The sequence below is a fragment of the Escherichia sp. E10V5 genome, assembly GCF_004212315.1.
Lineage (GTDB): Bacteria > Pseudomonadota > Gammaproteobacteria > Enterobacterales > Enterobacteriaceae > Escherichia.
Map to the genome: position 1 here is coordinate 17366 of NZ_RHJM01000027.1, position 14479 is coordinate 31844.

Sequence of the window (14479 nt, forward strand, 5' to 3'; positions counted from 1 at the left end):
ACAGGAAATGTAGCACTATTGAGCCTTTCATTTGCTTTAATAACCAGGTTGTATCACAACCTTACCTTTGAATGTTAACAAGTTCAGGTCAATGACGAGGCTCACCTTGCATGATTCCTCAGCTCCCCTCGTTATCTTTGGCTACGTCCAGAGTTACATGGTAAATTTTAAACATGTTCCTTTATATGGTTTGGTACCCGATCATAATGTGCACTTTCAATAAGTTATAACCAAAACCACATTCTTCAGTAACTTGTTATTCTTAATTGATACAATCAAATGACAGGTGATGCCAGATTTCATAATTATCATCAAGATTTTATTTTTTTTCGTGTGAAAATGAATGTATCTGATAGATCAATAACCCTGGATTTTATTGTTTTTAATGGATAATTATATGATAACAAAGATGACAACCAGGTTACTTTTTGCCGGCACACTAATTCTTCCCGCTTTTGCTTTTTCTTCAGTTCTTACGGCACAGCAAAAAAATTATCTTGAAGAAATTATGGCGGCACAAATCAGTAATGAACAAGATAGAACAGTGATCAAAAATGAGTGGACCGAAGCACATCAGGTAGCAGAATTCCTGTGCCTCCCCGTTGCAATGACTGTTATACAAAAACATGAATCTCTCGTCGAGAAAGTCACACTCAGTGACGGGGAACAAAATAGTTTAATATTACATACTCCTATCAGACTAACTGGCAATGGCCAATACCTTATTTACGGGTCGAAATGGATCCCATTTTATTTCCGCTGTGATCTATCTTCTATCACTGGCAAAGTGACCCGCTTTGTAATTGATCATCATACTCCATATCCTCATAGAAATGCCGTTTTACAATAGCCCCCCCGCCAACTTCACATTTATCATAGATAAATCATTCCTGTTACCAGGCAGGAATGAGTATTATTGCTGTTCACTCTCTGATGATATATACCTTTTTTTGTTACAGTAACTTCAGGTTACCCGCCCCCACGATTTCCGCCGTATATGCCACTGTTGTTCCTCTTATTTTTCTATGTCCATTTCATACTCAGCCATAACTGAGTTTACGATCTGAACTATCGTAGCCTGGTTTTCGTCATCATTTCGCAGCCAGGATGATAAACAGCAGTCTTATGCCAGTTAGCATCTAAGCGCCAGAGGATTATGACACGTTTAACCACCTTCAATGATCACAGACATAAGTAATCAACTGTATTGAATATCTGATACAAATCTTCTATTTTTATATTATTTTTATTACACTGGTCAATAATAAGTATTTCGCTTCGACAATACTGTTCAGTTAGACAAACGTAGTGTGTGTGATATAAGAAGTAGATACTCAAGCAGAACATAAGGAACATGATATGAAAAAAATACACGTCCTACTACTAGTCTCATTCATATTATCAGGATGCACAACAGAATGGCAACGCACTCGCTCTGATGCCCAGGATCTTTCAACTGCACAATATGAATGCGGAACATTGGCTGAAGAGAAATATCCCGTTAAGAATAGAGTAGCGGAAAGAACAGTTTATGAAGCACACGTCGAAAAATGTCGCAACAACAGGCACTGCAAAAAAAAGTATGATAGCTCACCAACCTTACGAAGTTATGTGATTGATGTCAATGAACATACTCGTTATGAGTGGATAGAACTTTGTATGCAACAAAGGGGATGGATATCCAAAGTTAAAGTGCTTATGTAAGGTAAGTGATAAGAATAATTATCAGGCAATGGCCCTATATACACAATTTTTAATCCTGTTAATAATGATTCTTGTGTGAGGTAATTCCTGCTACAACCGTCCTACTCATTGTTCGATTTTCCCACCATGTATCATGGTGGGTATTTTTTATCTCAAAAGAAAATATCATCTAAATATGATTACGCTCGATTATCTTTATCGTTAGAATTTTAGTCAGTGCGCATTTTGTATTCTTCAATATATCCCTGTTCATTACCGATACATTATTGTATTGCTATATAGTTCCCCCCTACTGACATCATACATCGACAGCTGCCACAAAAACTACGGGCATACGCTTCACTATATTTGTCACAGCGCCGCTATATGCCCGTACTAAAACAGTAATATGTTACTGTAAGCCGGATTCTGTTTTCTGTCAGAAAGTCTCGCTTAATTGAGCCACAGCACCATATGTCCGATCAGTGCCCACCAGGCCTGCCAGATCCAGATGTACCATATTAAAAGGTGAAATGCCGATACCGGCAGTAAAGGCGCTACCCTCTGAAGAAGCGATGTTCTGACGATAGCCCGCACGTAGTTGCACCCAATTCCAGGCGTTAACTTCAGCCCCCATAGCCGCAAACTGGCGCTTTGTATCATGGGTAAAACCACTGGCCGGCGTCAGATCTACATCCAATGCAGTCGTCACGATTCCGTTATGCCATGAGCCCCCGGCAGTTACCTGTGGGCGAATCCTGAAGGTTTCTTTCAGCCCGTTAACTTCTTTCGTATCAATACTACGGGGAACAATATTTTGCCCAGCCAGACCCAGCATCCAGTGTTCATTCAGCTCAGTAGCAAAACCAATGTCGGCATTAATACCGGGAGTATTATTACGGTATTCATGGCTACGGAAATCGTGGCTGTCGTAATTCTGTACCGTGGTATTGTAATTAAACAGATCCACACGCTGATATTTCGGAGTTACGCCAAGAGAATACCTGAGCCCGTTCGTCTCAAACGTCCTAGCAATAGCAATCCCGACATCACTCACTGCCGCCGCACGACCATAGGCCCGCGATGTCAACGTATCAGTATCGCTCGCTGTTGGAATAATTTTGCCCTTAGTCACATCATCCAGATATTGCAGATCGTGGTCGCTGACCTTTCCTTCCACCGTTGCCGTCCCCCATGACTTCAGTATCAGGGCAAAAGGTAATTGACTGTTCGGAACTGTCGCGACCATGCCTACACTCGCCAGGACATTCACCTGTGTATTTTTAAATTTCTCCAGTTGATGTTGCAGATCGGTCGCGGCCCCCAAAGGCGCGACTGCACCAGATAGAGCTGCATCATAGCGATCCCAGGCATCTTTCACGGCATCCACATCGCTCTGCAAATGGTCAGGATCCGATACCTGTACTCCGACTGACGGCAGAATCATGCTGAAATCATCGGAAGCGGTGGCACTCGTCATCAGTGCCGGATTAGCGAGTGCTGCCGCACAATAATGAGACGATGCAACTCCCGTCCCTCCCATAGCATCATTACTGGCTTCCATATAGGTCGTAGACGACTGAGCATTACCAGACAGAGCAGTAAAAAAAGCACAGGTCAGCAGAGAATACTGACTTAGCGTAAATTTCATTTTTATTTTCCTGGCCAAAAGAATGAATTGTTTTTAATAAAAATCCCACCGAAGCTATATACAGGCATCGCCCCCAAAAAATAGTGCGTAGTTATCACGAAGGGAGATGCTGATATTTAATCGATGCCGAAACAGATTGTTTCCTATAACTCAAGACACCTAACCAATCGGTAAGTTCACGGATATTAATCGCAGTAACTAATAATCTTTTTTTAATACTCTGAGGCTGGTTCAGCACTACCATGTCCAGCATCAGACAATGCTTACTTATTGATTTTAATGAATATAACTTACATAAACGACAATCTGTATTTAATTTACGACTTACAAGCACGCCATTCCTGTGTTACGCAGGACTCTCATATTTTCCGTATTTTGCACATTATTTTATTTATGTTTATTTAAATTCATTCAGTTATGATTTTTTATCAAACATCATATTTTAGCCTTATGTAAAATAAAATCACCACCACCGTACAATTCATTAACAAATAAACCATTGATGATATACAAAAATAGTCACACCAAACAGTAAATTACTTTAAGAAAACACAATTCTTATTTCACGTTCTAATCCATCACTGAATAGAAAAGCAGATTCATTGTAACAGCTCCTGCTTTATGACTTCCCATCAGAATTTCATCACGACACCATCAGGATATTCCAGTCTCCCGTTGCAATGATAGACGAACAAAATCCGATCTTTTCTACCCGTTCAAAAGCCGGTCCAGAGTTAACAGTTTTTCACATCGTGCCAACTCCCGGGTTCAAAGAGATCTTAAAGAAATCATCGGATGAATTTACAGCATCGGAATTTCTACATATTAACGAGAGGTCTACATTATGTATCGACATCATCGTTCTTTATTGTTTTTACTGATGTTAGGTTACCATGCCTCAACACTGGCATCGCCGGTACACCACATCAGACACACTCCTGTCGTCAATCATCATCGCAAAACAAAAACATCCCACTCGACAAGACAGCATAAATTGTCGCCCAATACAGTCTTCATTAATACGCTGATGGCACAACTGGGTAAGCCATATCGCTGGGGAGGCGCTTCCCCTGAAACCGGATTTGATTGCAGTGGTCTTATCTGGTACGCGTGGCGTAAGAATTTTCACATTACCCTTCCCAGGACCGCCGCCGGCATGTATTCCATGCCACAGGCACACCATGTTCCTTATATGCTTCTACAACCTGGTGACATGGTATTTTTCTCAATACATGGGGAACGTGTCGATCATGTCGGTGTTTATGTGGGAAATGGACATTTCATAGAAGCGCCACATACAGGGCAAAATGTCAAAATTGTCAGCCTGGAAAAAGATTTTTACCGCCGTCATTATCTGGGAGCAAGACGTCTGATGATTTCCTGAGGCGTTCCGATTCCGTATGCTGACCACACAAAAGCAGGGAGGACTTCAGTACATCCTTATACTGGACGGACTGGAGTTCTCCCTCCAATGGATATGTGCTTAGAAAGCGTCATATATATCCATCATTCTCTCTGGAGAGAGACCGCCCGGAAACGGGGAACACTTATGCGATCATCGAGAAGAACAATTCACCAGACATATCAAATTATTTCTATATCGCACACCACTTTATACCTATCAAATTAATTAACCAAATGATTTAAAACGATATTTATAGACTTCACCATAAGGATATAATAATTATTATTCCTATGGTAATAAATTATACAGTACATAAGATTGAATGAACAATAAGATAACCATAAACAGGTTAGTATATAAGCCATAAATAACATCGGATTTCATTTAATTTTATTAATATCCATAGTGTTCCATTCTACAGGAATAAAAATATTAATTTTACCAGCAATGAGGGGTTGTTTATGAATGCAATTACCGGTGTTTTAGTGGATGGATATATTTTTGATATTAAAAATTATATGATTGATGATTATCATTTTCCTAACACTCTGTTCCCTGGTGCTACCTTTAAGATGGTCATTGATGATGACCCGGCCAACAATACTAACGTAGCCTGGAAGTGTATTCCTGATAAAATACTGACTGTTAGTCAGGATGGCACAGTGACCTTTCCGAACGTGGATGAAAGTTGTTGTAGTAAATCGTTTTATATTTTTGCTTAGTGAATTTTTGTCAGAATATACCTTTACTGTAAAACGTTATTTTAAATATAGCACTGAAATTTATCACACAAAAGAAGGGGCTTTAACATGGATTGCAAGTGTAAAGGGACAACTTCCAGCACGGCGCGATATTAATGATTCCGATTTGAACAATTATGAACAATATAACAGGCGCGAGGTTAATACCGGCCTTTATCAGGAATGGGGCACATTGGCTAATGTTGGATGGAAATTAGAACCACAGTTAGATGGTTACTGTCGCATTTATACGGCTGAAAACGATGAATTTTATTGTGCAGAGAATAATAGACTAGATCAGCTCACTGATTCTGGGTATATCGTTCAGGCAGTAGCATTCTATGGCGAGCCTATAGCCAAGTGGTGAGAAAGGTTAAATTCCTTTGCTCACTGTCATTTTCATTATTGTAAAGTAAACAACCACTAAAATTATCAAAATACACGCAGTAAAAAAGGATCTTATAAAGATCCTTTCTTGCGCTATCCATACAGTCCTTATCCTTACCAAACCTGTCTGCAACACCAGACCGTACGAATGAGGACGTTTGAGGTACAACCTTACTGCATTTCGCTCGTTTTTATGCTCCAGGAAATCTGAAGCGTTTAACGTTCATAGCAGGAATCGATTACCTGTCTGTTGTAAATCCTGACCAGGCACTTTCACCAGTTACAGTTCTTAAATTGCAACCATGTGCAGATTATCGCTTCTCGCGTGATGCACATTTTTCTGGAACAACAGTGACGCTCTCACTTTTTAGCTCGACAATTTTTTGTTTTACGGGAGCCTGAGTTAATACTTCAGCTTTACCTGTAAAAACACCACCTTTCTTAATAGATAAAGAAATATAAACCAATGTTCCATCCAGACGGCCATTTTCATAAATATCAACAGAATCAGACTGACAATGCCCTTTTATATTACCATCCACAATTAACTCCCGGCTGGTAATATTTCCTTCCACGACACCATTGCGCATTATTTTCACCAACCCATCCTTAGCAATTACGTTCCCATTCACACAACCATAGATGTATATTTGTTTATTAGAATTTATATTGCCATCAAAGACGACATCACTGGCAATAACCGTGCTATCTGTCCCTGTCTCATTAGCTGAATTTCTGTTTTCCATTTTTTTTACAGTACTACCGACGTCTACAACACTTTCCGGTGTTGAAAGTATTTCTAATTTATCTTTTGCTGCCTTAGATTTGTTAAACATCATGAGTATCCTTATCTGTAAAAAATGCGTTGAGAAAGAAAAAATTATGAGAAAAAACAATATCACTGCGATAAAAAACTTTCCTGAATACCAGAAAAATAATGCCAGACTCCAGGAAATGATTCCCGCATTCAGAAACATGTTGTTCGCTGTATAATTATGAGAAATAGAGTTCATCGGTGAAATCATCTGTAAACGATATCTTCGGGAAGATGCTTATCCCAAATGATGTTAAGGCAAGGTAACTTCCCCATAAATACAGTCGCCATTACTGTGATTGTGTACGCTACCTCATCCCACAATAACTGTGATGTATTGCTTCTCATCTCAACATATTTACTTTGATTTACAATAATCATGGACCGGGACATAACATACCTTCTTCAGTGGTTATACGACTGCAATGAGGATCGCTGCCGCAATGTACATTGACTCACTGTACAAATCGGCCCAGGGGGAAAATTCTAAAGGGTTGAGGTCATGCGCTAAACGGTAGGTAACCAGAAAGTGTCGTTGGCCATCTGAACAGAGATAATATGCTCTCCACAGAACATGACAGCCGATGGCGTAAAAAGTATCGCAACAATAACAACACATGAAGGGTGTAATGATGGGACTATAGCCTGATGGCGGCTCACGAAAGAACAGGGGTAGTTAGTTGCCAGCTGCCCACCATGGGTATAAACGCGGTGGTCCTGGATACACGCTATCTTGAATCACCTTAACTGGTTGAGAGATGGCCAGTTTTAGTTAATCAATACAAATCCACGTTAAGCGTTATGTGTTGATATCGATGCGAAGGTATTGAGAAAGTAGTGAGCCGTACAGGGTTAGCCTACCGGACATCATGAAACCGGCGCGAATGCCTTCGCCCCTGTACACCCATCATATGCGAAAGTGACCATGCTTAGGGCATAAAAAAACCGCTAATGCGGTATATGGCACGATGATTGTCGGGAGGCTAATCCCGGCCGCAGATTTACTACAGCACTGGAATATTCTACCAATGGCACATTTATGTCAATTCGGGTAATTACCGGGGAGTTATTCAAATGGTTAATGAGTCAACGCTAAGTCAGGCATTGCCCATGAGCCCCTGATCAGCAAGTCATCCATAACATCAGGAATAGAGAAAGATATGAGCCAGACATTAGCTGCTCGGGTTCTTATAAATAATCAGTAACAGCCAAATCAACCTGAGCTAATAGACCTTATAAGTTCAGAAGCACTATTCTTATAATTAGTTACTAACTCAATGATCTGTTTAACTTCAAAATAAAGAGAAGGATCAACTACAGGAATAACATCATTACTCTTACATATAAATTTAGTTTTCTCACTACCTGAATAACAACGTTCAGCCTCAGCAAGAATAGATATTACTGAACCGCATTCAATATTGTATTCTATTAAATTTCCATTTAATGAGATAGCAGGGATCCTGAATTTTGATTTGATTTTATCATTACCATCTATTATCAAACCTTTTGATTCAAGATATTTTTCCATTACTGTAACATAATCAGTACCCAATGCTTCCAACCCTGCAACTATCGCAAAGATGTTCTGTATATTATTCTGTATAATCAATGTGTTATCTAATAATTTTTTCGCATATTCTATATATTGCAAGGATGATTTTTGCCACTTTTGATACTCTTCGTTTCTGTTTTCATTTTCCTTTTTTACAACATCTATATATTGATAAATTTCCCTAAAATCCCCCTCTCCCCCATTCAGTTCGAAAATACCAGAAATGCCTCGCGTTATATCGTGCAGTAATATTTTAATTGCTTCATTGAGCTTATCATTTGCTTTCTGGTAACGTTTTGAACGTATTAAAGCTTGTTGGCGAGTTTTCTCTAATTTTTCTGCGATTCGAGCATTAACAACAAAATCACCTTCAATTGTGGATTCAGGGAAGGCCGGATAATGATATTTTTTGATAAGTGACAGAGCGTAAGGTTCTTTGCTTACATCTACCACCTGAACAGGAAATTGAACCAGTATTGGCAGGTCATCGCAATAATGTGATGACGTCTCACTACGAAAAGCTAATGTCCCGTTAATCCCTAATTTTTTTACACAATGGTCGTCAACGCTACACATAGTAAAGTATGCGTCTACTAACTGAAACCTCTTCAACAACCGCTGTCGGCAATCAGAATTTTTTGCTATATCCAGCAATCGGCATAATAGCCGGTAGTTGCCGTAACCAGACTTATCATTTGTAGATACCAATAAACTCAAACTGAGACAGGCCTGTGAGACCAGGTGACGCAATGCTTCAACATAGTTTTGTTGAGCAAGTTCTTTTTCTGCGCTTTCAGATAGTTTTGCTATTTGCGAAGATACCATTAATAAACCAGCAATTACCTTCGCTTCTTTTTTCTGCGCCTTGCCAAAATCAGGGCTAATTGTACGCATGATAATATTGAGACAGTTATAAATTGCATAATCAGCAATAGCATCAGCCCTGCTAAAATCGACGTTTACCCCTGCAACATCCAGCTGATATTTTGTCGAATACGTTTCAATTCCATCCAATGCAGCGGTTTCTAAATGACTCATCGCACATACAGTAGAGCATACCTGGACATATTTTTCTGACATATGCGATTTTCTCCCTTCAAAAGGATCGGCACACTAAGCTGATATGTCTTAACACGACTTAACAAGCACAGAACACATCATCAGTTGCGATCCCGACGCTTAATCCTTACGGTTCTTTTATTCAGATTTTCCAACGTTAACGTTAATAAAATAAAAACTGGGTCAAACAGCCATCATGGCAATACTGTCGCAAGGTGAACAGTTCAGTATTTATCTAAACGTTTTTTGCCTACATACCTGAAAAGTACATGAAGGATTATTGGTACATAGTAGCCATTACATTCCGAAATAAAGCTCTTTTCTATCAGGTTGTTGCCTTACTGTAATCTGCCATTTAGTCATGCTGACTTATACAAAGCGATTTCATGTTCTACTGAACCGCCTTTTTCATTCATGATGATTAAAATCTTTCGCCAACCTTCAGTGTAAGCAATCCATTGATTTACTGAATTTTTTCAAAAAATTTCAGGTTGAAATCGTCAACATTAGCATTCGTGTACTTAAGGTTCCTCTGTCAGTCATTAACCATACGTTGGTCCACACCTTTAACAGATGCGTTTTATAACAACGTTTCATCATTTAACAATGTTAAGTGAGATTTTTATTGATAAAGCGACCAGGTAGCTATTTGCAGGCAGTAAGAAAAGCGCATCAACAGACTTTATAGCCCAAAAATTTGAGGTCAGAACTCAATCCGTAAATTCCACTTTCAGTTCCGGCGCCAATGAGTCGAGAGTCACAATAGGTATAATGTGTTAACAATCACTGAATGATATTTCAGCCCTCTTCACCCTGGTGATTTCGCCATAGAGAAAACACAAATAAAGCTTTGATTTATAGCGTTTTTTACTGCCGATTTCAGGGTGAAATCGACACACGGTTACTCAGTGCAAACTATTATTTCATACATAACTTTATAATTTTTTTACCAATGAGAAATATGGCAGAAATGGATACTACGTCCACATATCAGCCATATTAAATGGAGTACCTTTCCACATATGACATAAAAAAAGGACTAAGCATCTCGATCAAAGAAAAGCTATCTTCACACAGCGGGCTAAGAACGTAAGGAATGAATTAATAATGACAAGAAGAAAACAATTAAATAGCCTGCTAAAAATCGGGCGACATCATGGGGGAAGCTTTTCAACTTACAGACTGATATGAATCAAAAAAGAATAACACACATATGAATAACAGAATTAAAGGGTAATTAGCCAGAAAAGACGGTTCAAGTTTTGATGTCATTTCTATAAAAGACCAATTCAAATTAATACTATAGATAGTAATCTTATACTCTGGCTGACCAGGATAATGAAGGATTGTCCTTATGATAAACTATAGACAGAACATACTTATTAAGGATAAATAAGCTACAGTGAGTAATAAGCATCTTTAATATGCATGAGCATAAGTATGATCATCACCAGGCTCTAACCTAGAATGCCAGGATATAGTTATCGTTTTGAATTATTTATTGTTTATTCATATATTGATTTTAAATTGCACAAACATTCGTACGCTCAAAAGAGCAAGAAGCCAGAGCTATCAAAGCAATCTGAACCAGATCATGATGCATAAGCTATAGAGAGAACAGATGTTGTAAGAGATATCTTCAGATTAGCTCTGTTATTTTGAAATAACATATAGATATAAAAATACATATGATAAATGATACAGATATAACAGGCACTTTCGTTAATCAGACAACATTATATCCTCATCGCTCAAACCAATATAACAGTGTGTCATAAGCACTTTATCAGCTTTCTTACACTCTTACCTGATAACCACGTCCCGAACTTTGGCCTCTGAGCTTTCCTGTCTTTATCTTTTCTTTAGCTGATGTTTCTCAGCATATCAGTACGTTAGTTTCATTTAAATAAACTATAGGCAGCAATATAAACTATAGAGAGTAACATATGCTATAGGTAGTAACATAAACTATAGAGAGGGAGTAGTGTCGATTTTTAAGATTAATATAAGCTATAGCGAGTATAAGCACTAAGGCAAAAAACAAGTAACTATCTGATTTATATTGCATTAATAGTATTTGTGTTTACTTTTTAATCTGCTTATTACTTATTATATTTAAATCAGTAATCCTTAACTTGATGCAAACACCATTGAGCAGAGCAAAGGTCGTCAAAATCCTATGTAAAACCAGGCTTAAAAGAAATCAATAGTGATGCAGAACAGCACCACTATTGATGTAAGAATGAGAGGGGATGTATAAAACACATTAATTTTCAGCTAGTTATATAAAAAACTGAAGATATCAGCGTTGCAAAATCGAAAGACACTATCCGATTAAACATAAACTATAGTGAGTATTCAGTCCATTCTACTGACTACAGCTTATGTTTTACGAAGGTTCAAAAGAGCTTCCAAATCTTTGAGATCAATCCCCAGCTTTTCTAGTAACTTAACTTTTTCAATCAGAGAAGGATCAACCGAGTCATTTGTATGCTCAGGTTGTTCATAGGCTTCACTATCAGAGCGGGGAGCTTTTAACTTAGGCCTGCGATAATGCACGTTAAAATACACACTCCGTCCACGTTGCAGCTCCGTGTAATCCAGATATCCGATCTCTTTCAGCTGCTCCATTGCCCTGCGAACCGTCTGATTTTGCGAAAAAACAGGCGATTTCAGGTTTAGCCTGGCGCGCAAACGCGCTATTGAGATAGGTGCAGGATTTTTGGGCAAGCTTTCGATATAGGTGTACAGAGCCTGCGCGGACTCACGCCGCTTAAGCGCGTTTATCGCTTTTAACTGCAACAGAACTTTTCGGTCAAACTGATAAAGCTCAAATAATCGGGGGTCAGCCTGGAGTATGACGATATCTTTAGCTGTGTCGTAGTACGCGGATTGAACCAAATGCGTCGTATATTCTTTAGTCTGGCTGGTAAACGAAATGACTGTCCCGGCAATCCGTTTTAAGGAAGGGCTGATACGTTCACGAAGCTTTTTAGACGATCGGCTTGACGGGATCCCGCAAAGCTTTACAAATTCAACAAACGAAAGCTGAACCTTATCACCTATAACTTTATGTTTTGCAAAAGAATGTATGATTCCCACCCAGGTTTTGAAATCATTGTCCATATCCAGTCGCGGGCCAATGATTTCCACTTTGTCAAAACCCTCAGCCTTAGCAAGTGAGAGTCTGGTCAACTCTTCAGTGGCATCTGTCGTTGAGAGTGTATTTTTTTTACTGTTTTTAAGCGATTTGAGGGTAGGCACAAATACCCCCAGGCGCATTAGCGCAACAGGCTGTACAGTGTTATTAGCGTTCGGAGTAAGAGATACAACTTCTCCTGTTCGCTTATCTACTTCATCAAAAAAATCTTTAATATCAATATCTTTTTCCAAAATCAGCTCCAAGTTTGGGCACCCAGTCCATATAACCGAGCTAATAGCACAAGAAAACAGCTGTTGATATGCTGTGCGTAACCTGTGTGTACACCTGTATAAATCTATAAGGGCATCCGTATGTCATTATAAAATAAAGAAAAAATACATTATCGCTATCGTTTAATTTTATAGAGAGTGCTCACTATAGCTTATACAGACTGCAAACTACAGCCTGGGTTTATCTCGCTACAGCATATATGAATGCAGGCTATAGTTTATAATTTACAAACTATAGCTTATCAAGATCGCCCGGAAGTCAATGTTGACGCAGGCTACAGCGATCTGGGATCTATTTAGGATCTTAAAAGGATCTACTTAGGATCAACTACTGTGATCTAAACGAATAAAGTAATTATGAGTAATGAGCAGAAAAGTTCATCGCCAGAACCCGGGAATGACAAGAGACATCAGCTGATTATCTGAAGGTAAAGTGTGCCAGGCAATCATCATCAACCTGAGGCCACATACGATTACTACCGGTACGCATCATCTCGTACGACGGGAAGACGTCCTGTAATACCCTGTAAATAGCGCTGTAGAGACGTGAGAGGCCTCAAAACGTCACAGTACACTGATGTGGTAGCCAATACGGTTCAACTGACTATCAGGCGCTGCTGGAGCAGCATAATCTGTACAGACGAATGAGCAAGAAAGGTTACTGGATGATAAAACTGTGTGAAGAAAAGTCACAATTGGAAGGTATTAAACAACAAATAAACATCATAAAAAATAACTCAATAGCATTGAACGAATAACAACAACAAAAATTGAGATCATATATTTATAAAAATAAAAACAGAGCTTATTACATTAAGCACATAGTTAGTCATTAATAAATTATCAGAAAAATATAAAAGTAGTTATGAACTATAAATCATATTTCCATCATGACTATATAACTAGTCCTATTTACAATCAATAGGGTTAATCACCTAAAATTTATAAGGTGATCCAGGGATTTGCCGGAAAAGGAAGAAGACAATGAAGAAAATTAGTGTGGTGGTAGCTGATAAATATCCACTGATGTTAAAGGGAATAGTAACATTCTTATCAAAGTATCCATCTATTTATGAAGTATCATCTACCTTCACTGATGCTCTGAGTGCAGCTGAGTATTGTTCACAATATCAGCCAGATGTATTGATTCTTGGTGAGTTCTCTGACGGTCTGGGGGGCATTGAACTTATACGCTGGATACACTCTATGAGAATAAAATCAAAATTAATATCATATATGGAAAAAAAACCATATATAGATGCAAACAAATTCATTGATGCCGGTGCTATGGGGGTTGTCTGGAAGACCAGTCCTCCTGAAAATTTAAACCACGCGATTGAAAATATTTATAATAATACTCATTATTTCGATGATGGTTTGCTTCAGACATCGCCCGTCACAAGAAAACCCGTCCCTTGTAATTTTCTGACTATGCGTGAAAGACAAATTCTGCAACTTATTGCAGATGGGCAAACAAATAAACATATCGCAAAAATTTTGGACGTCAGTAATAAAACTGTTGAAACACACCGCTTAAATCTGATGAAAAAAATGGATGTTCATAGTGGAATTGAACTTCTAAAAGTAGGTCTGAGAATGGGTGTATGTACCATATAGTGTATAAGGGAAAGGTATAGCGCCTGGTAGTTAGTATAAATTTCGCTCGTTTCGGGTGTTTTTAGCTCTATAGTAGATCGCGGGGGGGGCCGTATCATTAAAAAAAAATAGGGGGGGGGGGGGGGGGGGGGGGGGG

Annotated in this window: 10 protein-coding genes and 1 pseudogene; 7 read left to right on the top strand and 4 right to left on the bottom strand. The window is 38.8% G+C overall.

Features of this window, described 5'->3' with window-relative positions; translation table 11 throughout:
* The first annotated feature begins 397 nt into the window (after positions 1–397).
* Both D9738_RS18510 and D9738_RS18515 read left to right on the top strand, forming a co-directional pair.
* Complete coding sequence (locus tag D9738_RS18510) at positions 398–850, top strand: hypothetical protein (protein ID WP_130209567.1); 453 nt, start codon at positions 398–400, stop codon at positions 848–850.
* A gap of 509 nt (positions 851–1359) precedes the next feature.
* A complete protein-coding gene (locus D9738_RS18515; RefSeq protein ID WP_130209565.1) occupies positions 1360–1704 on the top strand; it encodes a hypothetical protein in 345 nt (114 codons plus the stop codon).
* A 418-nt stretch (positions 1705–2122) separates the two neighbouring features.
* Here D9738_RS18515 and D9738_RS18520 read toward each other — a convergent pair whose 3' ends face one another.
* Positions 2123–3334: a conjugal transfer protein TraF gene (locus tag D9738_RS18520; protein WP_167850505.1), complete on the bottom strand. Its 1212-nt coding sequence runs from the start codon at positions 3332–3334 to the stop codon at positions 2123–2125.
* 844 nt (positions 3335–4178) lie between these two features.
* On the opposite strand from D9738_RS18520, the gene D9738_RS18525 reads away from it, so the two are divergent.
* The 3 genes from D9738_RS18525 to D9738_RS18530 all read left to right on the top strand — a co-directional run bounded on the left by D9738_RS18525 (position 4179) and on the right by D9738_RS18530 (position 5846).
* Entirely contained in the window at positions 4179–4718 is a 540-nt protein-coding gene (locus D9738_RS18525; protein WP_130209563.1) for a C40 family peptidase, read from the top strand.
* 482 nt (positions 4719–5200) lie between these two features.
* On the top strand, positions 5201–5461 hold the full coding sequence (locus D9738_RS25215) for an Ig-like domain-containing protein (RefSeq protein ID WP_240730454.1): 261 nt from the start codon (positions 5201–5203) through the stop codon (positions 5459–5461).
* Entirely contained in the window at positions 5421–5846 is a 426-nt protein-coding gene (locus D9738_RS18530) for a hypothetical protein (RefSeq protein ID WP_240780598.1), read from the top strand. The genes D9738_RS25215 and D9738_RS18530 overlap by 41 nt, the downstream gene beginning before the upstream one ends.
* Positions 5847–6177: 331 nt before the next feature.
* Here D9738_RS18530 and D9738_RS18535 read toward each other — a convergent pair whose 3' ends face one another.
* The 3 genes from D9738_RS18535 to D9738_RS18545 all read right to left on the bottom strand — a co-directional run bounded on the left by D9738_RS18535 (position 6178) and on the right by D9738_RS18545 (position 12669).
* On the bottom strand, positions 6178–6705 hold the full coding sequence (locus D9738_RS18535; protein ID WP_165382768.1) for a polymer-forming cytoskeletal protein: 528 nt from the start codon (positions 6703–6705) through the stop codon (positions 6178–6180).
* Positions 6706–7893: 1188 nt separating this feature from the next.
* Positions 7894–9315, bottom strand: a complete 1422-nt coding sequence (locus tag D9738_RS18540; RefSeq protein ID WP_130260837.1) for a hypothetical protein — start codon at positions 9313–9315, stop codon at positions 7894–7896.
* Positions 9316–11676: 2361 nt separating this feature from the next.
* Complete coding sequence (locus D9738_RS18545) at positions 11677–12669, bottom strand: RepB family plasmid replication initiator protein (RefSeq protein ID WP_130236391.1); 993 nt, start codon at positions 12667–12669, stop codon at positions 11677–11679.
* A 569-nt stretch (positions 12670–13238) separates the two neighbouring features.
* Here D9738_RS18545 and D9738_RS25220 point away from each other — a divergent pair.
* Positions 13239–13385 (top strand): annotated as a pseudogene (locus tag D9738_RS25220) (IS3 family transposase); the annotation flags it as partial.
* A gap of 325 nt (positions 13386–13710) precedes the next feature.
* Positions 13711–14343, top strand: a complete 633-nt coding sequence (locus D9738_RS18550) for a response regulator transcription factor (RefSeq protein WP_130209557.1) — start codon at positions 13711–13713, stop codon at positions 14341–14343.
* Positions 14344–14479 lie beyond the last annotated feature (136 nt).